Annotated in this window: 24 protein-coding genes and 2 tRNA genes; 5 read left to right on the forward strand and 21 right to left on the reverse strand. The window is 71.6% G+C overall.

Annotated elements, in window-relative coordinates:
• Nucleotides 1–49 precede the first annotated feature (49 nt).
• From AC3EU2_RS01695 to leuC, 3 genes are all read right to left on the reverse strand, one after another.
• Nucleotides 50–778 carry an HU family DNA-binding protein gene (locus tag AC3EU2_RS01695; protein WP_488178017.1) on the reverse strand — a complete coding sequence of 243 codons (729 nt, stop codon included), beginning with the start codon at nucleotides 776–778 and terminating at the stop codon, nucleotides 50–52.
• Nucleotides 779–1,166: 388 nt separating this feature from the next.
• Entirely contained in the window at nucleotides 1,167–1,754 is a 588-nt protein-coding gene (gene leuD, locus AC3EU2_RS01700) for a 3-isopropylmalate dehydratase small subunit (protein WP_488178018.1), read from the reverse strand.
• 1 nt (nucleotide 1,755) lies between these two features.
• Nucleotides 1,756–3,186, reverse strand: coding sequence for a 3-isopropylmalate dehydratase large subunit (gene leuC / locus AC3EU2_RS01705; RefSeq protein ID WP_488178019.1), 1,431 nt, complete (start codon nucleotides 3,184–3,186; stop codon nucleotides 1,756–1,758).
• A gap of 132 nt (nucleotides 3,187–3,318) precedes the next feature.
• On the opposite strand from leuC, the gene AC3EU2_RS01710 reads away from it, so the two are divergent.
• Nucleotides 3,319–4,062, forward strand: coding sequence for an IclR family transcriptional regulator (locus AC3EU2_RS01710; RefSeq protein ID WP_035932547.1), 744 nt, complete (start codon nucleotides 3,319–3,321; stop codon nucleotides 4,060–4,062).
• A 71-nt stretch (nucleotides 4,063–4,133) separates the two neighbouring features.
• Here AC3EU2_RS01710 and AC3EU2_RS01715 read toward each other — a convergent pair.
• The 8 genes from AC3EU2_RS01715 to AC3EU2_RS01750 all read right to left on the reverse strand — a co-directional run bounded on the left by AC3EU2_RS01715 (nucleotide 4,134) and on the right by AC3EU2_RS01750 (nucleotide 11,296).
• Nucleotides 4,134–4,209: transfer RNA gene (locus AC3EU2_RS01715), tRNA-Glu, on the reverse strand.
• A gap of 99 nt (nucleotides 4,210–4,308) precedes the next feature.
• A tRNA-Gln gene (locus AC3EU2_RS01720) sits at nucleotides 4,309–4,380 on the reverse strand.
• A 116-nt stretch (nucleotides 4,381–4,496) separates the two neighbouring features.
• Nucleotides 4,497–6,026 (reverse strand): glutamate--tRNA ligase, encoded by a 1,530-nt coding sequence (gene gltX, locus AC3EU2_RS01725; RefSeq protein ID WP_488178020.1) that lies wholly within the window; start codon nucleotides 6,024–6,026, stop codon nucleotides 4,497–4,499.
• Nucleotides 6,027–6,038: 12 nt separating this feature from the next.
• Nucleotides 6,039–7,313 carry an RNA polymerase sigma factor gene (locus AC3EU2_RS01730; RefSeq protein ID WP_488178021.1) on the reverse strand — a complete coding sequence of 425 codons (1,275 nt, stop codon included), beginning with the start codon at nucleotides 7,311–7,313 and terminating at the stop codon, nucleotides 6,039–6,041.
• A 7-nt stretch (nucleotides 7,314–7,320) separates the two neighbouring features.
• Nucleotides 7,321–7,668: a YciI family protein gene (locus AC3EU2_RS01735; protein ID WP_488178022.1), complete on the reverse strand. Its 348-nt coding sequence runs from the start codon at nucleotides 7,666–7,668 to the stop codon at nucleotides 7,321–7,323.
• A 122-nt stretch (nucleotides 7,669–7,790) separates the two neighbouring features.
• Nucleotides 7,791–9,551, reverse strand: a complete 1,761-nt coding sequence (locus AC3EU2_RS01740; RefSeq protein WP_488178023.1) for a DEAD/DEAH box helicase — start codon at nucleotides 9,549–9,551, stop codon at nucleotides 7,791–7,793.
• Between the two features lie 57 nt (nucleotides 9,552–9,608).
• Nucleotides 9,609–10,382, reverse strand: coding sequence for a fumarylacetoacetate hydrolase family protein (locus AC3EU2_RS01745; protein ID WP_488178024.1), 774 nt, complete (start codon nucleotides 10,380–10,382; stop codon nucleotides 9,609–9,611).
• 77 nt (nucleotides 10,383–10,459) lie between these two features.
• Nucleotides 10,460–11,296, reverse strand: coding sequence for an SGNH/GDSL hydrolase family protein (locus AC3EU2_RS01750; RefSeq protein ID WP_488178025.1), 837 nt, complete (start codon nucleotides 11,294–11,296; stop codon nucleotides 10,460–10,462).
• A gap of 118 nt (nucleotides 11,297–11,414) precedes the next feature.
• On the opposite strand from AC3EU2_RS01750, the gene AC3EU2_RS01755 reads away from it, so the two are divergent.
• Nucleotides 11,415–12,287, forward strand: coding sequence for a 3-methyladenine DNA glycosylase (locus AC3EU2_RS01755; protein WP_488178026.1), 873 nt, complete (start codon nucleotides 11,415–11,417; stop codon nucleotides 12,285–12,287).
• A 33-nt stretch (nucleotides 12,288–12,320) separates the two neighbouring features.
• On the opposite strand, the gene arfB is transcribed toward AC3EU2_RS01755, so the two are convergent.
• Both arfB and cimA read right to left on the reverse strand, forming a co-directional pair.
• Complete coding sequence (gene arfB, locus AC3EU2_RS01760; RefSeq protein WP_488178027.1) at nucleotides 12,321–12,776, reverse strand: alternative ribosome rescue aminoacyl-tRNA hydrolase ArfB; 456 nt, start codon at nucleotides 12,774–12,776, stop codon at nucleotides 12,321–12,323.
• A 36-nt stretch (nucleotides 12,777–12,812) separates the two neighbouring features.
• Nucleotides 12,813–14,429 (reverse strand): citramalate synthase, encoded by a 1,617-nt coding sequence (cimA, locus tag AC3EU2_RS01765; protein WP_488178028.1) that lies wholly within the window; start codon nucleotides 14,427–14,429, stop codon nucleotides 12,813–12,815.
• Nucleotides 14,430–14,806: 377 nt separating this feature from the next.
• On the opposite strand from cimA, the gene AC3EU2_RS01770 reads away from it, so the two are divergent.
• Nucleotides 14,807–15,268 carry a DUF1905 domain-containing protein gene (locus AC3EU2_RS01770; protein ID WP_488178029.1) on the forward strand — a complete coding sequence of 154 codons (462 nt, stop codon included), beginning with the start codon at nucleotides 14,807–14,809 and terminating at the stop codon, nucleotides 15,266–15,268.
• Between the two features lie 4 nt (nucleotides 15,269–15,272).
• On the opposite strand, the gene AC3EU2_RS01775 is transcribed toward AC3EU2_RS01770, so the two are convergent.
• A complete protein-coding gene (locus tag AC3EU2_RS01775) occupies nucleotides 15,273–16,604 on the reverse strand; it encodes a DUF2786 domain-containing protein (RefSeq protein WP_488178030.1) in 1,332 nt (443 codons plus the stop codon).
• A gap of 188 nt (nucleotides 16,605–16,792) precedes the next feature.
• Here AC3EU2_RS01775 and AC3EU2_RS01780 point away from each other — a divergent pair, with 188 nt between their 5' ends.
• Nucleotides 16,793–17,056, forward strand: coding sequence for a hypothetical protein (locus tag AC3EU2_RS01780; protein ID WP_488178031.1), 264 nt, complete (start codon nucleotides 16,793–16,795; stop codon nucleotides 17,054–17,056).
• Nucleotides 17,046–17,645, forward strand: a complete 600-nt coding sequence (locus AC3EU2_RS01785; RefSeq protein ID WP_488178032.1) for a hypothetical protein — start codon at nucleotides 17,046–17,048, stop codon at nucleotides 17,643–17,645. Before AC3EU2_RS01780 ends, AC3EU2_RS01785 begins: the two co-directional genes overlap by 11 nt.
• On the opposite strand, the gene AC3EU2_RS01790 is transcribed toward AC3EU2_RS01785, so the two are convergent.
• From AC3EU2_RS01790 to AC3EU2_RS01820, 7 genes are read right to left on the reverse strand one after another with little or no spacing between them, the layout of a single operon-like run.
• Nucleotides 17,621–18,730 (reverse strand): MBL fold metallo-hydrolase, encoded by a 1,110-nt coding sequence (locus tag AC3EU2_RS01790; protein WP_488178033.1) that lies wholly within the window; start codon nucleotides 18,728–18,730, stop codon nucleotides 17,621–17,623. The two genes, AC3EU2_RS01785 and AC3EU2_RS01790, sit on opposite strands and share 25 nt — an antisense overlap.
• 10 nt (nucleotides 18,731–18,740) lie before the next feature.
• Nucleotides 18,741–19,469, reverse strand: a complete 729-nt coding sequence (locus AC3EU2_RS01795; protein WP_488178034.1) for a gamma-glutamyl-gamma-aminobutyrate hydrolase family protein — start codon at nucleotides 19,467–19,469, stop codon at nucleotides 18,741–18,743.
• A 3-nt stretch (nucleotides 19,470–19,472) separates the two neighbouring features.
• Nucleotides 19,473–20,240, reverse strand: a complete 768-nt coding sequence (locus AC3EU2_RS01800; RefSeq protein WP_488178035.1) for a 3-oxoacyl-ACP reductase — start codon at nucleotides 20,238–20,240, stop codon at nucleotides 19,473–19,475.
• A gap of 11 nt (nucleotides 20,241–20,251) precedes the next feature.
• Nucleotides 20,252–21,625: an aldehyde dehydrogenase family protein gene (locus tag AC3EU2_RS01805; protein ID WP_488178036.1), complete on the reverse strand. Its 1,374-nt coding sequence runs from the start codon at nucleotides 21,623–21,625 to the stop codon at nucleotides 20,252–20,254.
• Between the two features lies 1 nt (nucleotide 21,626).
• Nucleotides 21,627–23,012 carry a glutamine synthetase family protein gene (locus AC3EU2_RS01810; protein ID WP_488178037.1) on the reverse strand — a complete coding sequence of 462 codons (1,386 nt, stop codon included), beginning with the start codon at nucleotides 23,010–23,012 and terminating at the stop codon, nucleotides 21,627–21,629.
• Between the two features lie 14 nt (nucleotides 23,013–23,026).
• On the reverse strand, nucleotides 23,027–23,755 hold the full coding sequence (locus AC3EU2_RS01815; RefSeq protein ID WP_488178038.1) for a FadR/GntR family transcriptional regulator: 729 nt from the start codon (nucleotides 23,753–23,755) through the stop codon (nucleotides 23,027–23,029).
• 22 nt (nucleotides 23,756–23,777) lie between these two features.
• Complete coding sequence (locus AC3EU2_RS01820) at nucleotides 23,778–25,295, reverse strand: amino acid permease (protein WP_488178039.1); 1,518 nt, start codon at nucleotides 25,293–25,295, stop codon at nucleotides 23,778–23,780.
• Nucleotides 25,296–25,338 lie beyond the last annotated feature (43 nt).

Consider the following 25,338-nt stretch of genomic DNA (forward strand, 5'->3'; position numbering starts at 1 on the left):
AGAAGGGCCGGCACCGCGAGGCGCCGGCCCTTCTGCGGTGCAGGACGCGTCAGCGCGTCGACTTCTTCGCCGTCGACTTCTTCGCCGCGGTCTTCGCGGTGCTCTTCGCCGCCGGGGCCTTCTTGGCCGCCGTCTTCGTGGTCGCGGTCTTCGCCGCGGTCTTCTTCGCCGGCGTCGCGGCGGCTGTGGTCTTGCGCGCCGACGTGGCGGCCGCCTTCGTCGCCGGGGCCTTCTTGGCGGCGGCCTTGGCCGGGGTCGCCTTGGTGGCCTTCGTCGCCGTCCTGGTCGCCGTCGCCTTGACCGTGCTCGCCTTCTTGGCCGTGGCCTTGGTGGCGGTCGACGCGGCGGTGGTCGCCTTCTTGGCGGCAGCCGTCGAGGTGGTGCTCGCCTTCTTGGCCACCGTCCTCGTCGCGGTGGCGGCCTTCTTGGCGGGCGCGGCCGCCTTGGTGGCCGCCGTGCCGGCGCTCGCGCGCTGGGCCGCCGGGGACGCCTTGGGAAGGGTGGAGGGCTTCTTGACGTACGCCTTGAAGGCAGCGCCGGCGCGGAAGCGGGGCGCCTTCGACTTCGGGATGCGGACGCTGGCACCCGAGCGCGGGTTGCGGCCGGTGCGCGCGGCGCGCTCTGCCCGGTCGAACGTGCCGAAGCCGGTGATGCCGACCTTGCCACCCTTGGTGACCTCGCGGACGATCGTGTCGAGGACCGCATCGAGGGCCTCGGTCGCTGCCTTGCGGCTGCCGAGACGCTTCTCGAGCTCCCGGACGAGTTCTCCCTTGTTCACTGTCTCTCCATCGGTCTGCCGCCGGGACCGACCCGACGATGTGTGTGGCCAGACGAGTGCCTGTCCTGGAGTCGACGGTAGGCCGAGCCGGCAGGTGAGTCCATCACCTCTTGGTCGGTTTCCGTTGTCCCACATGGAGTTTCGGACCGGCTCCGCACTCGCCACCGTGGGCCGTGCAGTGGCCAAGGTCGCGGCGCCACGGAAGGGGCTGGCTCACCAGTTCTCCTGTGCCGCAACGGCTCTCACGAGAAACAGACCGAGCGGCATGCCCTGCTCACCGCAGCGGGACCGCGGGCCTCGGAGTCACACCAGTCACATGCGTCACAGGAATGGACGCGCTCGGCGGCGCGAACTCCCCACTCCCACACGGCGTGTCGTGGGCGGACGGTCAGCCGGTGACGGGCTTCCAGGTCGGTCGGAGCTGCTCGTATGCCGTGATGTCCGGCTCGTGACGCAGCGTGAGCGAGATGTCGTCCAGGCCCTCGAGCAGGCGCCAGCGGGTGTAGTCGTCGACCTCGAAGGCCGCGACGACGTCGCCGGCCGTGATGGTCCGGCTCTCGAGGTCGACGGTCACCGACGTCCCCGGCTCGTTCTCGAGCAGCTTCCACAGCAGCTCGACGTCGTCCTGGCTGCACTGCGCCGTGAGCAGCCCGGCCTTGCCGCCGTTGCCGCGGAAGATGTCGGCGAAGCGCGACGAGATGACGACCCGGAAGCCGTAGTTCATCAGCGCCCAGACGGCGTGCTCGCGCGAGCTGCCCGTCCCGAAGTCGGGACCGGCGACGAGGATCGAGCCCGCGGCATACGTCGGGTCGTTGAGGACGAAGGTCTCGTCCTTGCGCCAGGCCGCGAACAGGCCGTCCTCGAAGCCGGACTTGGTCACCCGCTTGAGATACTCCGCGGGGATGATCTGGTCGGTGTCGACGTTGCTGCGTCGGAGCGGGACGCCGGTGCCGGTGTGGGTCGTGAAGGCGTCCACGTCAGGCCTCCTGGCGGGCGAGGTCGGCGGCCGGCACGAGCGGCTCGAGGTCGGACGGGCTGGACAGCGTGCCGCGCACCGCGGTGGCGGCGGCGACGATCGGGCTGACGAGGTGGGTGCGACCACCCTTGCCCTGGCGGCCCTCGAAGTTGCGGTTGGACGTCGACGCGCTGCGCTCCCCCGGAGCGAGCTTGTCGGGGTTCATCGCGAGGCACATCGAGCATCCGGGGAGGCGCCACTCGGCGCCCGCCTCGGTGAAGACCGTGTCGAGGCCCTCCGCCTCGGCCTGGAGCCGTACCCGGGCCGACCCCGGCACGACGAGCATGCGGACACCGTCGGCGACCCGGCGCCCCTTGACCACGGCGGCGGCGGCGCGCAGGTCCTCGATCCGGCCGTTGGTGCACGAGCCGACGAAGACGGTGTCGACGGCGATTCGGCGCAACGGCGTCCCGGCGACGAGACCCATGTACTCGAGGGCCCGCTCGGCGGACTGGCGCTCGGTGTCGTCCATCGTCGCCGGGTCCGGCACGCTGTGGCTCAACGGCGCACCCTGCCCGGGGTTGGTCCCCCAGGTGACGAACGGGGTGAGCTCGGAGGCGTCGATGACGACCTCGGCGTCGAACTCGGCGTCCTCGTCGGTGTGCAGCTCGCGCCAGCTGGCCACTGCGGCATCCCAGTCCTCTCCGCGGGGCGCGTGGTCACGGCCCTCGAGGTACGCGAAGGTCGTCTCGTCCGGGGCGATCATGCCGGCGCGGGCGCCGGCCTCGATCGACATGTTGCAGACGGTCATCCGCCCCTCCATGGAGAGGGCTCGGATCGCGCTGCCGCGGAACTCGAGGACGTAGCCCTGACCGCCGCCGGTGCCGATCTTGGCAATGACGGCGAGCACGATGTCCTTGGACGAGACGCCGTCGGCGAGCTCGCCGTCGACGGTGATGGCCATGGTGCGGAACGGCTTGAGCGGGAGCGTCTGGGTGGCGAGCACGTGCTCGACTTCGGACGTGCCGATGCCGAACGCGAGCGCACCGAACGCGCCGTGGGTCGAGGTGTGACTGTCACCGCAGACGACCGTCATGCCCGGCTGGGTGAGCCCGAGCTGCGGGCCGACGACGTGCACGATCCCCTGCTCGGCGTCCCCCATCGGGTAGAGCCGGATGCCGAACTCCTCGCAGTTGCGCCGGAGCGTGTGCACCTGGGTGAGGCTGATCGGGTCGGTGATGGGGCCGGGGGTGGTGGGGACGTTGTGGTCCTCGGTCGCCAGGGTGAGGTCGGTGCGGCGCACCGGTCGGCCGGAGAGCCGCAGCCCGTCGAAGGCCTGCGGGCTCGTCACCTCGTGGAGGAGGTGGAGGTCGATGTAGAGCAGGTCCGGCTCGCCCTCGCCCTGACGCACGACGTGCGCGTCCCACACCTTCTCTGCCAGGGTCCTGCCCACGGCCAACACCTCCAGGAAACGGGTCTGTGTCGTCGCCGCGCGCAGCACGGTCGACGTCGCTCCTTCCGAGGTTCGCACGCGCTCCACACGCGGGGACTTGCGTCTCACGGCTTGGGACGGCAGTATCAAGACATGGACAACACCAGTGGCGTCGGCGTGCTCGACAAGGCCGCCATCGTCTTGAGCGCCCTCGAAGCCGGCCCCTCGACCCTCGCCCAGCTCGTCACGGCCACCGGCCTGGCCCGCCCGACGGCCCACCGCCTCGCAGTGGCCCTGGAGCACCATCGCCTCGTCGGACGGGACATGCAGGGGCGCTTCGTGCTCGGACCGCGCCTGGGTGAGCTGGCCGCCGCGGCGGGTGAGGACCGCCTGCTCGCGGCCGCGGGCCCGGTTCTGGGCGCGCTGCGCGACCACACCAACGAGAGCGCCCAGCTCTTCCGCCGCCAGGGCGAGCACCGCATCTGCGTCTCGGCCGCCGAGCGTCCCGTGGGGCTGCGCGACTCCATCCCGATCGGCGCGAGCCTGACGATGCTCGCCGGCTCCGCGGCCCAGGTCCTCCTCGCCTGGGAGGAGCCGGACCGCCTGCACCGCGGGCTCCAGGGCGCCGCGTTCAACGCGACCACCCTGTCGGGCGTGCGCCGTCGCGGGTGGGCCCAGAGCGTCGGTGAGCGTGAGGCGGGCGTCGCGTCCGTCTCCGCCCCGGTCCGCTCCCCCTCCGGCCGGGTCATCGCCGCCGTGTCCATCTCCGGTCCCATCGAGCGGCTGTCGCGCCAGCCCGGCCGGCTCCACGCCGCCACCGTCATCGCCGGCGCCAACAAGCTCACCGAGGTCCTCGCCCGCCACGCGAAGACCGCCGAGGAGCAGCACTCCGCCTGACCGTCCGGCCGCCGAGCACCCGGCACATGCAGAAGTCCCCGTCACCGGTGAGGTGACGGGGACTTCAGTGCTGGTAGCCCCGACGGGATTCGAACCCGCGCTACCGCCGTGAGAGGGCGGCGTGCTAGGCCGCTACACAACGGGGCCCTAGCCGTGCTGGTCGGGTCGAGCCCGAACAGCGGTTGAAGACTACCGCAGAACGGTGAGATCTTCGAATTAGCCTATGCCACAGGGACATTGACCTTGCTGGGGTACCAGGACTCGAACCTAGAATGACGGTACCAGAAACCGTAGTGTTGCCAATTACACCATACCCCAAGGGGGTATCACTGGAGCTGTGGTCCGAGGACCACCTGCACCGGTGAACCGAGGAGCGATACTACCGTCCGACCTCCTCGCGCCCAAATCGCCCGACAGTCCGGCCCCTCGGGGCGTCAGAGCGAGTCGCGCAGGGCCCGCAGCCGGGTCAGCGTCGAGGTCTTGCCGAGGATCTCCATCGACTCGAAGAGCGGCGGGCTGACCCGCTGGCCCGACACCGCCGTGCGCAGCGGACCGAAGGCGAACTTGGGCTTGATGCCGAGCCCGTCGACGACCGCGGACCGCAGCGCGGCCTCGATGGCCTCGGCGTTCCAGCCACTGTCGGTGCCGAGGACACCGGTGCCGTGGTCGTCGATGTCGCCGAGGGCGCGAGCGGCGGCGTCGAGCACGTCGCCGGCGTCGTCCTTCAGCTGGGCGCGGGCGTCGTCGGCGATCTCCAGGGCGTCGTCGGCCACGAAGAAGGGCCGCACCATGGCCGAGGCCTCGGTGAGGTGCACGATACGGGTCTGGATGAGCGCGGCGACCGCCTTGAGCCGGCCCAGCTCGCCGAGGGACGGGTTGCCGGAGAGCACCTCGTCGCGCTCGAGGAACGGGAGCAGCCGCGAGGTGAAGTCACCCGCCTCGAGCCCGCGCAGGTAGACCCCGTTGAGCCAGTCGAGCTTCTTGAGGTCGAAGATCGGGCCGACCGGGTTGACCTTCTTCCAGTCGAAGCCGTCGCTGAACTCGCGGAAGGTGAAGACCTCGCGCTCGGTGCCATCGTCCTCGAGCACCGGCGGGTAGGCCAGCAGGGCGAGGAAGTTGACGAGGGCCTCCGGGAGGTAGCCCTCCTCCCGGAACCACGTGAGCCGCGCAGCGGGGTTCTTGCGCTTGGAGATCTTGGACTTGTCGGTGTTGCGCAGCAGGGGCATGTGCGCGAACTTCGGCGGCTCCAGCCCGAGCCACTGGTAGAGCAGCACGTGCTTGGGCGTCGAGCTGATCCACTCCTCGCCGCGCACGACGTGGGTGATGCCCATCTCGTGGTCGTCGACGACGACGGCGAGGTGGTAGGTCGGGAAGCCGTCGGCCTTGAGGATCACCTGGTCGTCCGGGCGCGGGGCCGAGACGGTGCCGCGGATGAGATCGTCGAACGTCAGCGGCGCGTCCTCCGGGATGAACATGCGCACGACCGGCGTCTCGCTGAAGCCCGGCAGCTCGGCCCGCTCCTCACGCGTCCTGCCGTGGCAGAGCCGGTCGTAGCCGGTCGGCTGCTTCGTCTTCTGCTGCACCTCGCGCATCTGGGTGAGCCGCTCGCCGGAGCACCAGCAGTGGTAGGCCTTGCCGTCGGCGAGGAGCCGCTCGACGTAGGGCCGGTAGGTGTCGAGGCGCTCGCTCTGGCGGTACGGGGCGAACGGCCCACCGAGGTCGGGGCCCTCGTCCCACGTCAGCCCGAGCCAGTGCAGCGTGTCGTAGACCTGCTGCTCGCTGTCCGCCCGGAACCGCGCGCGGTCGGTGTCCTCGATCCGCAGGAGGAAGCGCCCGCCCTGCTGGCGCGCGAACGCGAGGTTGAACAACGACATGTAGGCCGTGCCGACGTGCGGGTCACCCGTGGGTGACGGGGCGACGCGGAGTCGGGGGCTGCTGGCTGCGGTGGGGGGCTGCTCACTCATGGTGCCCCGAGTCTAGGGAGTCCCCGGGCCCTCGCCCCACCCCTGACCGAGGCGGTCGCGTCGTGAGGCCAGCCACGCACGCTCGGCGGGGTTCGGCGTGGTCGCGATCGCGGCGGCATACGCACGTCCGGCGTCGTCGTCCCGGCCGAGGCGGCGGAGCAGGTCCGCGCGGGTGGCGTGCCACGGTGCGTATGCCGTGAGGTCGAGTCCGTCGACGACGGCCAGCGCGACCTGTGGCCCGTCGAGCTCGGCGAGGGCGACCGCCCGGTTGAGCTCGACGACGGGCGACGGGCGCACCCGGAGGAGCTGGTCGTAGAGGGCCACGACCTGCCCCCAGTCCGTCAGCGACACGTCGAGGGAGTCCGTGTGCACGGCCTGGATCGCGGCCTGGATCTGGTACGCGCCGGGGGCCCCGCGCCGCAGGCACTCACGCACGAGAGCGTGCCCCTCGTCGATGAGCCCCGCGTCCCATCGGGTGCGGTCCTGCTCGTCGAGCGTGACGAGGCGGCCGGCGTCGTCGATGCGGGCGGGCCGCCGGGCCTGGCTGAGGAGCATGAGGGCGAGCAGCCCGTCGACCTCCGGCGGCGAGCCGATCTCACCGGCCAGGGACCGCAGTGCCCGGGTGAGGCGGATGGCCTCGAGGGCGAGGTCCTCCCGGTCGGCGGACTCCCCGCCCCGGCTGAGGTAGCCCTCGTTGTGGACGAGGTAGAGCACGGCGAGGACCGCGTCGAGGCGGTCGGCCAGGTCCTCGGGGCCCGGGACGCGGTAGGGGATGCGCGCCTTGGCGATCTTGGCCTTGGCCCGGGTGATCCGCTGCGCCATCGTCGTCTCGGGCACGAGGAACGCGGACGCGATCTCGGCGACGGTGAGCCCGCCGAGCAGGCGCAGGGTGAGCGCGACCCGCGCCGGCTCGGCCAGGGCGGGGTGGCAGCAGGTGAAGATGAGCCGGAGCCGGTCGTCGGTCACCGGGCCGGTGGGCTCCGGGGGTGTGTCGTCGGTGAGCATGGCGGCCTCGGCGTACTTCTCGTCCCGGACGCGTTCGCGCCGCAGGTGGTCCAGCGCCTTGCGGCTCGCCGTGGTGGTGAGCCACCCGGCGGGGTTGGGTGGGACACCGTCACGCTGCCAGCGCTCGAGCGCGATGACGATCGCCTCACCGAGCGCGTCCTCGGCGAGGCCGATGTCGCCGTAGCGGCGGATGAGCCCGGCGACGACCCGGCCGTACTCGGTGCGCACGACCGTGGCGACGGCGTCCGCGCCGAGAGCGGGCGAGGGGTCCTCGGAGCTCACGCGTGGGTCAGGCTGGGTTGAAGGGGCGGACCTCGACCGGGCCGCCGCACGCGGCGGAGCCCTCCTTGGCCCACTGGAGGGCCTCGTCGAGGTCGGCGGCCTCGATGACCCAGAAGCCGCCGAGGTACTCCTTGGCCTCGAGGAACGGCCCGTCGGTGACGGTCGGGCGCTCACCGGTCGCGTCGACCGTCGTGGCAGTCGTGATCGGCTCGAGGCCGCCGGCGAAGACCCACTTGCCGGCCTCGCGGACCTTGTCGTTGAAGCGACCGACGGTCGCGTACATCTCCTGGACGACGTCGTCGGCGGGCATCTCGTCGTCGACGGAGCCGTGGACCGAGAGCAGGTAGTGGGTCATGGTGGTTCTCCTCCGGGTGAGCGACCGGCGGCCCGGGTGGCGCCTGTGGTGTCGTTCATCCTCTCCACGAACGGGCTCCCCCGGATACGACACCCTCGGCCCACCTTGGGTGGACGTGTGGGTCAGTCGCGCGGACCCTTGCGGTGCGGCTTCTTCTCCGGGCGGCTGCTGCGCTCGCGCGACTCGGTGAGCTCGATGAGCTGGCCCGAGATCCTGGTCGCCCGCAGCTTCGCCTCGGTGCCCGGCGGGAGCGTGGCGGGCAGCTCGACCAGGGAGTGGTCGGCGCGGATGTCGATGTGGCCGAAGTCCTGCCGGCCGAGACCGCCCTCGTTGGCCAGCGCGCCGACGATCTGGCGGGGCTCGACCTTGTGCCGGCGCCCGACGGCGATCCGGTAGGTCGCCATCGGCCCGGACGACCCGCGCGACCCGCGTTCGCCCCGCGCGCCACCACCGGAGCGGTCGAACCTGCCGCCGCCGCGGTCGTCGCGGTCCCGGCTGGGTCCGCGGTCGTCCCGGTCGCGCCGCGGGGGGCGCGTCGGCTCGGGCTCCAGAAGCATCGGCTCGTCGCCCTGGAGCACGATCGCCAGTGCGGCGGCCACGTCGGCCTCCGGGACGTCGTGCTCACGGACGTAGTGCGCGATGACGTCGCGGTACTCGTCGAGCTCGCTCGAGCCCAGCGCCGTCGTGATCCGGTCGTCGAGGCGGACGAGCCGGGTGGCGTTGATGTCCTCGACCGTCGGGAGCGGCATCTCGGTGAGGGTCGTGCGCGTCGCCTTCTCGATCGCCTTGAGCAGGTAGCGCTCGCGCGGCGTGACGAAGGAGATCGCGTCGCCACTGCGGCCGGCGCGGCCCGTGCGGCCGATGCGGTGCACGTAGGACTCGGTGTCGGTGGGGATGTCGTAGTTGACGACGTGGCTGATCCGCTCGACGTCGAGGCCACGGGCCGCGACGTCGGTGGCGACGAGGATGTCGAGCTTGCCCGACTTGAGCTGGGCCACGGTCCGCTCGCGCTGCCCCTGGGCGACGTCGCCGTTGATGGCGGCGGCCGAGAACCCTCGGGCGCGCAGCTTCTCCGCGAGCATCTCGGTCTCGTTCTTGGTGCGGACGAAGACGATCATCCCCTCGAAGTTCTCGACCTCGAGGATGCGCGTCAGGGCGTCGACCTTCTGCGGGTACGACACGATGAGGTAGCGCTGGGTGATGTTGGGCGTCGTCGTCGCCTTGCGCTCGACGGTGATCTCGAGGGCGTCGGTGAGGTACTTCTTCGAGATCCGCCGGATCTGCGAGGGCATCGTCGCGGAGAACAGGGCGACGTGCTTCTCCGCCGGGGTGTCGGCGAGGATCGTCTCGACGTCCTCGGCGAAGCCCATCTTGAGCATCTCGTCGGCCTCGTCGAGCACGAGGAAGCGCAGCTCCGACAGGTCGAGGGTGCCCTTCTCGAGGTGGTCCATGATGCGGCCGGGGGTGCCGACGACGATGTGGACCCCGCGGCGCAGCGCGCTCAGCTGGACCCCGTAGCCCTGGCCGCCGTAGACCGGCAGGACGTGGACGCCGGGCATGCGCGACGCGTACTTCTCGAAGGCCTCACACACCTGGAGCGCGAGCTCACGGGTCGGGGCGAGGACGAGGGCCTGCGGCGTCTTCTGCTTGAGGTCGAGCCGGCTGAGGATCGGCAGCGCGAAGGCGGCGGTCTTGCCCGTCCCCGTCTGCGCCAGCCCCACGACGTGCCGCCCGGCGAGCAGGCCGGGGATCGTCATCGCCTGGATCGGGGAGGGGGTCTCGTAGCCGATGTCCTTCAGCGCTCGGACCACCCGGTCGTCCAGACCGAGGTCGGAGAAGGTCGGCTGCTCGGGCTCTTCGTTGGTCAGGTTCTCGTCACTCACAACCCGACCGTAGTGGCGCACCCCTCGAATCGGCGAGTGCCGCCCATGCCGTGACCGTCACTCAGCGCTGACGAAGGGGTTGCTCAGGGTGCCGATCTGGTCGATCTCGACCTCGACGCGTTGACCCGCGACGACCGGACCGACGCCGGCGGGGGTCCCGGTGAGGATGACGTCACCGGGGAGCAGCGTGAACGCCCGGGAGGCGTGGGCGATGAGCTCGGCGACGCCGTGGACCATGTCCGAGGTCGGACCGTCCTGGACGACCTCGCCCTCGAGTCGGGTCGTGATCCGGCAGGCGCCGGGGTCGAGGTCGGTCTCGATCCACGGGCCGAGCGGGCAGAACGTGTCCATCCCCTTGGCGCGCGCCCACTGGCCGTCGCCCCGCTGCAGGTCCCGCGCGGTGACGTCGTTGGCGACGGTGTAGCCGAAGACCGACGACAGCGCCTCCTCGACCGACAGGTCCTTGGCGAGGCGGCCGATGACGACGGCGAGCTCGCCCTCGTAGCTGACCTCCCGCGCGAACCCCGGGATGACGACGGGGTCGCCCGGGCCCACGACCGCGGTGTTGGGGATGAGGAACATCAGCGGCTCGGCCGGGGCCTCGCCACCCATCTCCTTGGCGTGCTCGGCGTAGTTCCTGCCGATGCCGATGACCTTGCTGCGCGGGATGACCGGTGCGAGCAGGCGCACGTCCTCGACGAGGTGGGTCGCCCCGGTCAGCTCGATCCGTTGGTAGAGCGGGTCGCCCGTGATCGCGGCGATCTTCTCGCCGGCTCCGTCGACCAACCCGTATGCCGGGTCCTCACCTGTCGTGAATCTCGCGATGCGCACGGGCTCACTGTAGGACCCCTGCCTCGTGTGCCTGAGCGCGAGCCCTGGCTCGCGCTCAGGCACACGAGGCGACGGGTTCAGCCGATGCGGCCCGCGACCGTCGTGGCCAGCACGGCGTACCCGGCGTCGTTGGCGTGGATGTCGTTCCTCGTGCACATCCACGTCCAGGCGCAGATCGTCGCGACGTTGGTCGGGATCGTCCCGAACGCAGTGGCGACCGGCGTGGTGGTCGTGGACCGGAACGCGGTGGCGACGTCGGCCACGTCGGCACCCACCGTGGCCGCGGCTCTGGACACGGCGCCGTTGAGGAGGGCCTGGAGGCCGGAGGTCATGGCGGCGACCTGCTGGCCGGCTTGTCCGGTCAGCCACGCGGCGAGGAACGGGTTGTAGTAGTTGAGGACGATGATCTCGGTGTCCGGACCGGTGGCGGCGCGCAGCTGGCCGAGGATGTTCGTGAGGTTGGCCTCGACGGTGCCGACGGCGGCCAGGGCGCACGCGAGGTTGACGCTCGGGCGTGCGCAGGGGGTGACGTCGTTGGCGCCGATGTCGATGGTGACGAGGTCGACCTTGCCCCGGTGGGCGCGGAGGAACTCGACCGCCTCGGCCACCTGCGACCCCTGCTCGTAGGAGCAGCGGTCGGTGCCGAGCATCGACGCCGTCGTGGCGCCGGAGCAGGCGAGGTTGCGCAGCTTGGCCTTCGGCGCGGTGTCCTGGAGGGCGTCGAGCACGCCGCCGACGTAGCCGCCGGTGCGGTCGTCGCCGACGCCCGGCTGGTAGCCGGCGGCGAGCGAGTCACCCAGGGCGAGGTACCAGCTCGTGGCATTGGCCGCCCCACGCCCGGGCGACGCATCGGCCGCGGACGGGGCCACGAGGGCGATGAACATCGCGAGGAGGACGGTGATAATTCGACGCATGACTGGGGCTCCCGGGCGCTCACGGCCTGCCACGGTGCAGACCTCCGCGGATCGTCGCACACCGTGACCGGTCCGGTGGCGGTTCGGAGGAGGTCCGCTCACCTACGCTGGTCCGGTCATGTCGCCGGTCCTCACCCTCCTCGACCGCGAGACGTGGACGGGCCTCGAGGCCGCCCACGCCGCGCGCGTCGACGTCGTCACGGCCGGGCACCTCTCCCGCCGGGACCGCGGCGTGCCCCACCCCGTCGAGGACTTCCTCTTCCGCTACTACTCCGTGACGCCCAGCCGGCTGCGCCGGTGGCACCCGGGTGCCGGGGTGCGTCTCGGGGGCGCGACCGCGCTGGAACGGGCGTCGTGGCGGCACTACCGCGCGGTGGGCAAGGCCGTCGAGCTCGACGTCGAGTCGTTCTTGGCAGCACGGGGACAGGCGGTCGACTTCGTACGGCGGCTGCTGGAGGCGACTGTGTCGCGCCCGGCACGGCTGGGCTGCTTCGGCCTGCACGAGTGGGCGATGGTCTACCGCGCCGGGGAGGGCGGCGTCCGCCACGAGCAGGTGCCGCTGCGGTTGGGGCAGGCGGGCACCGACGAGGTCGTCGAGCGCCACCAGATCGCCTGCAGCCACTTCGACGCGTTCCGCTTCTTCACCCCGGACGCCGTGTCCCGCAACATCCTTCAGCCCACGCGCGAGGCCCAGGTCGAGCTCGAGCAGCCCGGCTGCCTGCACGCGGGGATGGACACGTACAAGTGGGCGACGAAGCTCTCACCGCTCGTGCCGAGCGACCTCACCCTGGACTGCTTCGACCTGGCCAGGGAGATCCGCCTGCTCGACATGCAGGCCTCCCCCTACGACCTCTCCGGCCACGACGTCGAGCCGGTGCCGATCGAGACGGCGGCCGGCAAGGCGGCCTACGTCGAGCGCCAGCGCGAGTTCGCCCAACGCTCCAACGTCCTGCGCCGGCGGCTCCTCACCGTTCTCGACGCGACCTGGTGACGGTTCGCACGTGAGCACGCCCTCGGGACAGGCTCACTCGGGTCCCTGACGGCCCCGGCCGGACTTGAGCTGGCCGCGGCGCTTCTTGGCGTCGAGGCGACGACGCTGCGACCCACGGGTCGGTCGCGTGGGTCTGCGGGACGGCGGTGCCGGCGCCAGCGCGTCGCGGAGCAGGGCACCGAGACGCTCCCTCGCGGCGGACCGGTTGCGCAGCTGCGAGCGGTACTCGGACGCCGCGATGACGACGCGGCCGTTGACGAGAACGGGGCCGAGCACCTCGGCGACCCGCTCGCGCTGCGTCTGGGAGAGGGACCGCGACGAGGCCGGCTCGAAGGACAGCTCGACGCGGCTGTCCGTCGTGTTCACGCCCTGACCACCCGGACCCGAGGACCGGGAGAACCGCTCGGCGAGCTCGTCGGCGACGATGACCAGACCGCCGGGAAGCCCCGGCCCCGGCGGGACCAGGAGGTCGCTGCCGGGTCCGCCCATGCCCTCATCGTGGCACGCGGCGGGGGCGCTCCCCCGTCAGCGCACCGGCACCGCCGCGCGCAGCAGCCCGTACGTGACGCTCTCGACGAGCGCGTCCCAGCTCGCCTCGAGGATGTTGGCGGCGACACCGATGGTCTCCCAGGTGGTCTCGCCGTCACTGGTCTCGATGAGCACCCGCGTCACCGCGTCGGTCCCGTGCGCGGCGTCGAGGATGCGGACCCGGTAGTCGATGAGCTCGAGGTGCTCGATCTCCGGGTAGGCCGTGGCGAGGGCGAGCCGGAGCGCGTGGTCGAGCGCGTTGACGGGGCCGTTGCCCTCCCCCGTGCGCAGGACCCGCCTGCCGCCGGTGGTGATCTTGACCGTCGCCTCGGACAGGGCGTCGCCGTGCGACTGCGAGTCCGTGATGACCCGCCAGGACTCGACCTCGAAGAAGTCCGGGAGCGCACCTTCGACCTCACGGCGCAGCAGCAGCTCGAAGCTCGCGTCCGCCGCGTCGAACGTGTAGCCCCGCAGCTCGAGGTCCTTGACCTTGGCCAGCACCCGCTGGACGAGCGCACTGTCGGCGGCGTCGCTCGGGTCCAGCTCGAGTCCGAGCTCGCGCGCCTTGAGCTCGATCGAGGCACGACCGGCCATGTCCGAGATGAGCATCCGCATGTCGTTGCCGACCTGCTTGGGGTCGAGGTGCTGGTAGAGGTCCGGGTCGACCTTGATGGCGCTGGCGTGCAGCCCCGCCTTGTGCGCGAACGCGCTGGCTCCGGTGTACGGCTGGCGGCTGTAGGCCGGGACGTTCGTCACCTCGCTGATCGCGTGGCTGATCCGGGTCGACTCCTGCAGCCGGTGCGGCTCGATGAGCTGGACGCCCTGCTTGAGCTGGAGGTTCGCGACGACGGTGACGAGGTTGGCGTTGCCGGTCCGCTCCCCGTAGCCGTTCACGGTGCCCTGGACGTGGGTGGCGCCTGCGTCGACCGCCACCATCGAGTTCGCGACGGCGCACCCGGTGTCGTTGTGGCAGTGGATGCCGAGGCGGGTGTCCGTGCCGGTCGCGCCGGCCACACCGAGGGCGTCCGCGACGTCGGCGACGACGTCACCGATGCGGCTCGGCAGCATGCCGCCGTTGGTGTCGCACAGCGCGAGGACCTCGGCGCCGGACTCCGCCGCGGCGCGCAGCGCCTCGAGCGCGTAGGCGCGGTCGACGGCATACCCGTCGAAGAAGTGCTCGGCATCGAGGAAGACGCGCCGGCCCTCACCGCGCAGGAACGAGACGGTGTCGCGGATCATCTCGAGGTTCTCCTCGCGGGTGGTCCGCAACGCCCTCTCGACGTGACCGACGTGGGACTTCGCGACGAGGGTGACGACCGAGGCCTGGCTGTCGAGCAGCGCCCGCACGAGCGGGTCCGTGGCCGCGGCCCCCCCGGCCCGACGGGTCGCACCGAACGCGGCGAGCGTCGCGTTCTTGAGGGTGAGGTCGGTGGCGGCCCGGGCGAAGAACTCGGTGTCCTTCGGGTTGGCCCCGGGCCAGCCGCCTTCGATGAAGCCGACCCCGAGGTCGTCGAGGTGCGACGCGATGGTGAGCTTGTCCGCGACGGAGAGGTTGAGCCCCTCCTGCTGGGCACCGTCACGCAGGGTGGTGTCGTAGACGTGCAGGTCGCTCATTCGTGTCTCGCCTCGATCGATCTCGTGCGTCGGGTTCGGTGGATCGTGCTGCTCCCGTGTCCTTCTCGACGTCGCGCGTGCTGCTCGGTGACCGGGGGTGTGGTCGGCCGGGCCCTCTGCCGGGCCGACTCCGGCTCACCGTCGTCGACCCAACAAAAAGACCCCCCGGGTGCGGGAGGTCTGCGCGACGAATGGTGTGTTCGTCGCGCTAGTCGATAATGACGGTGGCGGTGGCCACGGACAGGAGTGTCACGAGGGAGAGCGTCGCACGCGTGACCGGCATACGGGAAGCACTGTCCACATCGCGGTCGTCCGCAGTCCGGACGAGCGGGGCGAACCCCTGCCGTCCGCTCGCCGTCCGCCCTACGCTCGCCTGCATGGGAGAGACGCTGCACCTCACCACGGTCCTCGAGCCGCGCGGGCCGGCCGGCGCGATCGTCCTCACCGACGAGCAGGTGGCCGCCCTGGGAGACGGCGCCAGGACGTTCCCCGTCGTCGTGACGGTCGGCGGCCGCTCGCTGCCGCTGCGCCTGGCCCGCATGGGTGGCGAGTCGCTCATCGGCTTCAGCAAGGCGGCGCGGGCCGAGGCGGGGATCGAGATCGGCGACGAGCTGACCGTCGACATCGCCACCGAGAGCGGTCCGCGGACCGTCGAGGTCCCCGACGACCTCGCCGCCGCGCTCGCCGCGGACCCGGTCGCCGATGCCACCTTCGCGAGCCTGGCCTACACGCACCAGAAGGAGTACGTCCGCTGGGTCGTCGAGGCCAAGCGCGACGAGACCCGTGCGGACCGCGTCGCCCGGACCGTCGAGATGGTGCGCGCAGGGCAGCGCCGCTGACGTCTCAGCCGCGACCCCTGCCCACGTGCGACCGGTCGGACGTACCGTCGAGCCGCGCGCGGTCGGCGGCGGCGCGACCCACGTGCCAGCCCTCGGCGTCCCGCACCGACTGAGTCCTTCTCCGGGTCAGGGAGGGGAACCACTCGTCCACCGTCTGCTCGACCCTCTCGGCGCGCGCCGCCATGAGGGGGACGAGCGCCTGACCGCGGGAGCTGGCCGCCGGCGCCGCCGCATCCATCGCCTCCCTCGTGACCTGCCGGAGCCTCTCACCGATCCGGTACGCGTACGCCGTGAGGAAGGACGACCTGAAGGCCCTGGTCCTGCTGCGCCCCCGGTGGTCCGCCCGCGAGCCCTCGGCCAGCATCGCCGAGTTCGCCTGCACGAGCAGTGAGGTGAAGAGCAGCTCGACGGACTCGAGGTCGGCCTCGAAGCCGACCACCGTGCCGAAGCCGAGCTCGCGGGTCCACACCATGCGGCAGGAGTTGGCCGAGGCCACTGCGGTGAGGAGGGAGGCCTTGGGACCGTCGTACGGAGTGTCGATGCCGATCCGCCGTCCGCGCGGCCCGCCCGCCAGCGACGCCCCGCCCCGTTCGGCGGTGAGCAGCGCCGCGTCGATGCTGTGCCGAGCCATGAGCGCCTGGGCGCCCGCCGTGAAGGTCTCGGCCTCGGCCGCGAAGGTCGTCGACTCGGCCTTGGCGAGGAGCATGCGCACCCGCTCGAGAATCCTCGAGTCCACGTCCGCCGGCCGCCCCGATGTCGACGAGGCCGCGGCCGCGTCGGCCGCCGTGGGCCGGAACTCGCCCGGCAGGCAGGTGAGCCTCTCGATGCCGGGGAGCGACTGGAGCAGGTGCATCACCGTCAGCGACTGCGCGACCAGAGTCAGCCAGTCGACCCCGCGCTGGCGGTGGGCGTCGAGCCAGGTCCGGGATCGGGGCCACCAGACGGTGCCGTCGAGTGCGTGGAGCTGCCCCCACCAGCTGGGGTCGACCGTGGCCCGAGCGTGCCGGTCCAGCTCGTCGGTCATCGCGTCGACGACGAACGCCTGTTCCGCGGTCGAGAGCCGACGCACCGCCATCCGGTGGACGTCTGACGGCTGCCAGCCCCGCTGCCACGCGCCGTCCGTGGCCGCCCGCAGGCCGGCGACGAGCGCGGTGACGACGCGTCGGGCCCCGTCCGACGTGGCACATCGCTGGGCCAGGTCCACGGTGACGTCGTCGAACGTGTGGCTGCGCCGACCACCCAGCGCGAGGAGCCCTCGGCCGATGAGGTCCTCGACGGTGGCCTCACCGGTGCCACGTCCCTGCCGGTGCCACGCGGCACCGCCGTCGTCTCGCATTCGCGTCCTCCGTCCGTCATCCGTCGAGCGCCCAGCATGCACCGCGACCGCACCGACACGTCACGGGCGCTCGTCAGGCTGTGGACAGAGCTCGTTCCCGCGAGGCCCTGTGGACGATGTCGGTGACCCCACGCGCCCCACGTCAACGGGTGGTTGACGCGAGGCATGCGTCAACCTATGGTTGACGCATGCCTCGGACCCCAGAGCGTCGACCCGCCATCCGCCCCCGCCGGACCACCTCGCTGACGAGCGGAGCGCTCTGCGTGGGTCTCGGGTTCGCCTGCTTCCTTCTCTCCCGGGGGCGGGACGGCTTCGACCAGGGTCTCTTCCAGGGCGCCTGCGTCGCCCTCATGGTCCTCGGCGCCTACCTGCTCGGGTCCGCGACGTTCCGCAGGGGGACCTCGGACGAGCTCGGCGACGACGCCTGGCTGCCGAGCCGTGATGGCCGCTGAGCCCGGCGCCGGCTCGGCACCCGGCGCACGCGAGAGCCGGCTGCGCGTCGTCGACGCCATCGGCGCGGCCATCCTCTCGACCGCTCCGTCGGCGGACTCGCTGGAGCTCGTCCGTCACTCCACGGCCGCGGAGTCCGCGGTCAAGGACCTCCTGCAGCAGGCCGTGGGCGCCGCCCGTGCGGACGGGCACAGCTGGGCCGCCGTCGGCGCCGCCCTCGGCATGAGCCGCCAGGCCGTGCAGCAGCGGTTCGGCGGCCGCGCCGACGAGGGTGTCCTCGCCGACGAGGAGCGGTGGCTCGGACCGGTCACCGCCTTCGACGAGATGCCGGAGCTGCAGCTGGCCGGCCGACTGGGCTGGCACACGGTCGGAGTGGGGATGTTGCGCCATCGGATGGTCCGCACCCCCACCCAGTGGGAGCACAAGCGCATCGTGTGGAGCGGGTCCCTCGCGCGCCACGAGAAGGACGGGTGGGTCGTCGGCTCCCGCGCCTTCCCGTGGGTCTACCTCGTGCGCGACACCGGCCGTCCCGCGGAGGCACCGGTGGCGCCCGCGGAAGCCGTCGGTCAGGTGACCGAGCGCCACCAGTAGGTGTGACCCGCGGGCAGTGCGGCGACCTCGACACGCTCGCCGGGCCTCGGCACGACGACCGCGGCACCCCGGCGCTCGGCCTCGACGAGGACCCGCTCGACGGGCTCGCTCCACGGGTGGAACGCGAGGTTGAACGTGCCCCAGTGGACCGGGACCATGACGCCGGCCCGCACGTCCAGGTGCGCCTCGACCCCGTGCTCGGGGGTCATGTGGATGGTGGGCCAGCCGTCGTCGTAGGCGCCGACCTGCACCAGCGACACGTCGAACGGCCCGTAGCGCTCGCCGATCTCGGCGAACCCCACGAAGTAGCCGGTGTCACCGGAGTAGAAGACCTTGCCCGACTGGCCCTCGATGACCCACGAGGCCCACAGGGTGCCGTCGCGGGACAGCCCACGCCCGGAGAAGTGCTGCGCCGGGGTCGCGACGAGGCGCACGCCGGCGACGCTCGTCTCCTCGTGCCAGTCGAGCTCGTCGATCCGGTCGGCGGCGACGCCCCACTTCTCGAGGTGGGCGCCGACGCCGAGGGGGACGACGAACCGGGTCTCTCGCCGGATCGAGGCGAGCTCCTTGACCGAGTCCATGTCGAGGTGGTCGTAGTGGTCGTGCGAGATGACCACGACGTCGACCGGCGGGAGGTCACCGAGCGCCACCGGCACGGGGTGGAGGCGGCGGGGCCCCACGTGCTGCGAGGGTGAGCACCGGTCGCTCCAGACCGGGTCGAGCAGCAGCACGGCCCCGTCGACCTGGACGAGGACCGTCGAGTGACCGAGCCACGTGACGTGCGTGCCGACGGCCTGCGCGGGCAGCGGCTCGCGCACGAGGGGGACGTCCCCGACGGGGTGACGCTCCTGGCGGCCCGCGATGAGCTCCTTGACGCTGCCGGCCAGTGTGCGCGACGACGGCTCGAAGCGGAGCTGCTGGTTGTGGAAGCGGCCCTCCGACCACTCGGGTGAGGCCTGCATGCGCGCCGCGCGCGCGCCCGCGGCCCTGCCGCCGATGGCGTCCGGCACGGGTCGTCCCGCCTTGACCACCCAGGCGGCCAGCCCGAGGCCCCCGGCGGCGATGGTCAGTCCAGGAACTCTCATCACGTCAGTGTCACCCACCCCGCCGGCTCGCGCCCGCAGCGCTCACCAACGCGTCGAAGAGTCGCCCGTCGGTCCCGGCCTCGGGGTGCCACTGGACGGCGAGCCGGAACGGATGGCTCGGGTCCTCCATGGCCTCCACCGTCCCGTCCTCGTGCCAGGCACTCGCGACGTAGCCGGGGTGCTCGGCGACGGCCTGGTGGTGGTAGGTCGGCACGTCCAGCTCGTCGGCGCCGAGCACGTCCGCGAGGCGCGTGCCCTCGACGACCGTCACGTGGTGCGAGGCATAGACGCCCAGCGTCGGGCTGTGCGCGGTGTGGCCGACCCGGTCGGGGAGGTGCTGCTCGAGGCTGCCCCCGGCGGCCACCGCCATCACCTGCATCCCCCGGCAGATCCCCAGCACCGGCGTCCCCAGCTCCGCGGTCACCCGGGCCACGGCGAGCTCGAACTCGTCGCGGTCGGGGCGGGGGTCCTGGACGCTCGGGTGCGGGAGGGCGGCATACCGGGAGGGTTCGACGTCGGCGCCGCCGGCGATGACGACGGCGTCGAGCCGCGCGAGCAGCCCACGCACGAGCGCGTCGTCGGCGTCCGGCCGGGGCGGCAGCACGACGGCGATCCCTCCGGCGCGCTCGATCGCGGCGACGTAGTCGTGCGGCACCACCGCACTGTGCTGGCCGCTCCAGTCCCCCCGGGACACGGGCTCGACGTAGGCGGTGACGCCGATGACGGGTCGGTCGGCCATGGCTCAGAGCGGCGTGACGTAGGCGCTGCTGATCCCGCCGTCCACCAGGAAGGTGTTGGCCGTGATGAAGCTCGACTCGTCGGAGGCGAGGAAGAGGACGGCGTTCGCGATCTCCTCCGGCTCGGCGAAGCGGCCCATCGGCACGTGGACGAGCCGCCGCGCGGCCCGCTCCTCGTCCTTGGCGAAGAGCTCCTGCAGCAGCGGGGTGTTGACCGGCCCGGGGCAGAGGGCGTTGACGCGCACGCCCCGGCGGGCGAACTGCACTCCGAGCTCCCGCGACATCGACAGGACGCCACCCTTGGACGCGCTGTAGGAGATCTGCGAGGTGGCCGCACCCATCACCGCGACGAACGACGCCGTGTTGATGATCGAACCCCTCCCCTGCTCGAGCATGTAGGGCAGGGCCGCCTTGCAGCACAGGTACACCGAGGTGAGGTTGACCTCCTGGACCCTGCGCCAGGCGTCGAGGTCGGTGTCGAGGATCGAGTCGTCCTCGGGTGGGCTGATGCCGGCGTTGTTGAACGCGATGTCGACGCTGCCGAACCTCTCGTTCGCGGTGGCGAAGAGGGCGTCGACCTGCTCCTTGTCGGTGACGTCGCAGCGGACGTACGCACCGCCCACCTCCTCGGCGATGCCCGGCCCCCGCGCGTCGTCGAGGTCGCCGATGACGACCCTGGCACCCTCCTGCGCGAACCGCCGCACCGTGGCCAGTCCGATGCCGGAGCACCCGCCCGTGACGACGGCCACCCGGCCTGCGAGTCGATCTCCCATGTGCTGACCCTTCACTGTTCGGTGCTGATGAAGACGTTCTTGACCTCGGTGAACGCGTCGAGCGCGTCCGGGCCGAGCTCGCGTCCGATGCCGCTGGACTTGAAGCCCCCGAAGGGGGTCGAGTAGCGGACGCTGCTGTGGCTGTTGACCGAGAGGTTCCCCGCCTCGACCCCGCGAGAGACGCGGATCGCACGACCGACGTCGCGCGTCCAGATCGACCCCGACAGACCGTATGCCGTGTCATTGGCGAGCCGGACCGCGTCCGCCTCGTCGTCGAAGGGCATGACACCCACGACCGGGCCGAAGACCTCCTCCTGCCAGACGCGGTCGCTCGTCGAGCGCGGGAGGACGACCGTGGGCGGGTACCAGTAGCCGGCCCCCTCCGGCGCCGTGCCGCGGAAGGCGACGTCGACGGGCTCCTCGCTGCCCTCGACGAAGCCCCGCACCGCCTCTCGCTGGCGGTCGCTGACGAGCGGGCCCATCTGGGTGGCCTCGTCCCCCGGGTCGCCGACCCGCACGTCGCGCATCGCGGTCTCGAAGCGGCCCATGAAGTCGTCGAAGACCTCGCGCTGCACGAGGATCCGCGTCCGCGCGCAGCAGTCCTGGCCGGCGTTGTCGAGGAACGACATCGGGGCGGCCGCGGCGGCAGCCTCGAGGTCGGCGTCGGCGAAGACGATGTTGGCCGACTTGCCGCCGAGCTCGAGGGTGACCCGCTTGAGCTGGTCGGCGGCGCCGCGCATGATCCCCTGGCCGACGGCCGTCGATCCGGTGAAGCAGACCTTGCGCACGTCGGGGTGGGTGACGAACCGCTCCCCCACGACCGAGCCCTTCCCGGGCAGGACGGTGAAGACCCCTTCCGGGATCCCGGCTCCAAGGGCGAGCTCGGCGAGGCGCATCGCGGTCAGCGGGGTGAGCTCGGCCGGCTTGAGGACGACCGTGTTGCCCGCGGCCAGAGCGGGAGCGAAGCCCCACCCCGCGATGGGCATCGGGAAGTTCCACGGGACGATGACCGAGACGACGCCGAGCGGTTCCTTGAAGGTGACGTTGATGCCACCCGCGACCGGGATCTGCTGACCGAGCAGCCGCTCCGGCGCCGCGGAGTAGTACGCCAGGACGTCGCGGACGTTGCCGGCCTCCCACCGGGCGTTGCCGATCGTGTGGCCGGCGTTCTCGACCTCGAGCAGGGCCAGCTCCTCGAGGTGGTCGTCGACGAGGTCGCTGAACCGGCGGAGGAGGCGCCCCCGGTCGGCCGGTGCCAGGCCCCGCCACCGCGGTCCGGCCTCGACCGCGCGGGCCACCGCCTCGTCGGTCTCGTCGACGCCGACGAGGTCGATCGTCCGGACGGTCTGTTCGGTCGCCGGGTTGATCACGTCATGGCTTGTCATGTCAGAGCCTCTCGAAGCCTCGGACGCGTTCCCAGTCGGTCACCGCGGAATCGAAGGCGGTGAGCTCGACGTCGGCAGCGTTGACGTAGTGGTCGACGACGTCGTCCCCGAACACCTCGCGGGCGATCGCCGACTCGGCCAGCAGGTGGCGCGCCTCGCGCAGGGTCCTCGGCACGGTGGGGACGTCGGACACGTAGGCGTTGCCCTCGAACGCCGGCTCGAGCTCGAGCTCGTGCTCGATGCCGTAAAGACCGCCGGCCAGCATCGCGGCGACGGCGAGGTAGGGGTTGACGTCACCACCGGGTACGCGGTTCTCCATGCGCAGCCCGGCGCCGTGGCCCACGACGCGCAACGCGCAGGTGCGGTTGTCTCTGCCCCAGGCGATCGCCGTCGGCGCGAAGGAGCCCGGCGCGAAACGCTTGTAGGAGTTGATGTTCGGGGCGTAGAAGAAGGTGAAGTCGCGCATCGTCGCGAGCACCCCCGCGAGGAACTGGTCGTGCAGCACGCCCTGCCCGCCCTCCCTCTCGTCGTCGGCGAACACCACCTCACCGTCGAGCCCCCGCAGCGACAGGTGGATGTGGCACGAGTTGCCCTCGCGCTCGTCGTACTTGGCCATGAAGGTCAGGGACTTGCCGTGCTTCGCGGCGATCTCCTTGGCGGCGGTCTTGTAGATGACGTGGTTGTCGCAGGTGCGGACGACCTCGTCGTAGAGGAAGCCGATCTCGTGCTGCCCGAGGTTGCACTCCCCCTTCGCACCCTCGACGGTGACGCCCGCGGCATACAGCTCGTTGCGGATCTCGCGCAGGACCGGCTCGACCTCCGTGCCGCCGGTGATCGAGTAGTCGACGTTGTAGCGGTTGGCGCCGGTGAGCCCGACGTAGCGCCGGTCCCACGCGGACGCGTAGCTGTCGTCGAAGAGGATGAACTCGAGCTCGGTGCCGGCGATCGCCTGATAGCCCAGCTCGGTGGCGCGCGCGACCTGGGCCTTGAGGATGTCGCGCGGTGACTGGCGGACCGGTCCGGAGCCATCGAGCCAGGCGAGGTCGCACTGGATCGTCACGGAGTGGGGCTGGCCGGGTGTGCGCCGGAGGGTGTCGAGGTCGAGGACGAACTCGAAGTCGCCGTAGCCCTTCTCCCACGAGGACATCGCGTAGCCGTCGACGGTGTTCATGTCCACGTCCACGGCGAGCAGGTAGTTGCACCCCTCGACCGCACCGTCGAGGACGTGGTCGAGGAAGTAGGCCGCGTGCAGCCGCTTGCCGGTGAGCCGGCCCTGCATGTCGGTGAAGGCGACGACGACCGTGTCGATGGCACCGGTGGACGCGCCCGCCCGGAGGTCGTCCAGCGTGAACTGCTTCGGCCCACCGGCGTGGATGGATCCGCTCATGTGTTGCTCCTTCGTCATCCGATGAGTCCCCTGAGCAGGGCGGAGGTGGCGTCGCAGTGCTCCTCCATGGCGGCCCGTGCCCGCTCGGCGTGCCCCCGCAGGATCGCATCGACCACGGCGTCGTGCTGGTCGCACGAGTGGCTGATGTTGCGCTCGAGCACGGGGATCGCGCCGAGCATCTCGCCGAGCGCCGCCTGCGCCCGCGTGACGGACTCGATGAGCATCGGTGAGCCCGACAGCGTCGCGACCGCGAGGTGGAAGCGGCTGTCCGCCATGCGGTGCGCCGCGGCGTCAGGCGCGTCCCGCACGGCCGCGCACGACACGGCGAGCCACGACCTCTGGTCGCCGGAGAGGTCCTGCCGGGCCGCGAGCCACGCGGCTCCCGGCTCGACGACCCGGCGGAAGTCGAGCGCGTCCGCGAGGGCCGCTCCCCGTCGCACGGGCGGCCGCGCCGAGCCCGGCACCGGCGCGACGTAGGTCACGAGCGTGCCGCCACCACGACCTCGACGGGTGGTGACGAGCCCGCTCGTGCGCAGCGCGGCGATCGCGTCGCGCAGGGAGTTGCGGGAGACGCCGAGGCGCTCGGCGAGCTCGCGCTCCGGCGGGAGGTGCTCGCCGTGCTCGAAGACGCCGAGCCGGATCGCCGTCGCCAGCTGTTCGACGGTGGTCTCGAAGACGTTCGCCGTGGCCGGACGCAGGACGGCCTCGGGGAGCCGGCCCGCGCCCAGGGGTGACTCCGTCACGAAGCCGACCTCCCGGCATACCTCATCGGAAGATCTCGGCGGGCGGGATCGTGTCGTGACCCTCGGGCACGTCGACCATGAAGTGCTGGCGACCGCCGACGAACCACGAGACCGTCGCGAAGAGGAGCACGGCGCCGACGGCGATCGGGGCGTAGTTGAAGGTGCTGTCGCCCCACGTGCCCGGGGCGTACGCCGGGAGCATGAAGAGGACGACGATGATGGCGACCCACCCGATGGCGATCCAGCCGATGACGGCGCTCCAGCGTCCGAGGTTCCACCGGCCGACCTTGAAGTCGGGGTTGGTCCGTCGCAGGAAGACGGGCACGACGTAGGCGATGTAGAGCCCGATGACCGCGATGGAGGTCACGGCGGCGTAGGCCACGATGCTCCACAGGGCGGGCAGCGCGACGACGACCGAGCACACGACGCACAGCCAGATCGAGTTCGTGGGCGTGCCCGAGCGCGGGTTGACCTTGGCCCACAGCCGCGAGCCGGGCAGGGCGTTGTCCCGCGAGAAGGCGTAGGACATCCTCGAGTTGGCCGTCACCGACGCCATGCCGCAGAAGAACTGGGCGACCGCACAGATGAACAGCATCGTCTTGCCCAGCCCGGCGCCGGCGGCGTCGATGAAGATCTGGGCCGGCGGCAGGCCCGTCTCGGTCGCCCGCTGCCCGTCGTAGTCCTGGATCGCCGCCGTGACGGAGACGAGGAGGACCCAGCCCGCGAGGATCGAGACCCAGACGGAGGTGACGATCCCCTTGGGCGCCTCGACCGAGGCGTTCACCGTCTCCTCGGCGACGTGGGCCGAGGCGTCGTAGCCGGTGTAGGTGTACTGCGCCATGAGCAGCCCGACGAGGAAGGCGTACGGCAGGAAGCCGAGGATCTGGCCGTCGAAGCCGGTGGAGTTCCGGTACTCGGTGAAGGTCCAGGACAGGGTCTGGTGCTGGTCGGGGACGAGCCACAGGATGGCGACGATGACCGCGACGCCGCCGAGGTGCCACCAGGCGCTGACGTTCGAGAGCAGCTTGACGAGGTCCACGCCGAACGTGTTGAGGAGACCGTGGAGCACGATGATGACGACGAACGCGACGAACGTCGACGCGAGCGACACCTCGAGGCCGAAGACGAGGTTGAGCAGGGCCATCCACGTGACCGCGGCCCCGTAGTCGATGGCTGCGGTGACCGCGACCTCCCCGAGGAAGTTGAACCACCCGACGTACCAGGCCCACACCCGCTTGTTGCGGCGGGCGAGCTTGCCGGCCCAGTAGTAGAGCCCACCCGCGGTCGGGTACACCGAGCAGATCTCGCCCATCGCCATCGCGACGCAGAGGACGAAGATGCCGACGACCGGCCACCCGATCGAGATGGCGATCGGGCCGCCGGCGTCCATCGCGAGGTAGTAGGTCGTGATGCACCCGGCGAGGACGGAGATGATGGAGAACGACACGGCGAAGTTGCTGAAGCCGCTCATCCCGCGATGGAGCTCCTGTTTGTAGCCAAGCGCGGCGAGCATCGCCTCGTCGTCCTGGTGCTCCGTCACTGCGCTGCTCTGATCCCGTTGAGTCGCCATCGAACGCTCCATC

This window comes from Knoellia sp. B-D-2, assembly GCF_057714695.1.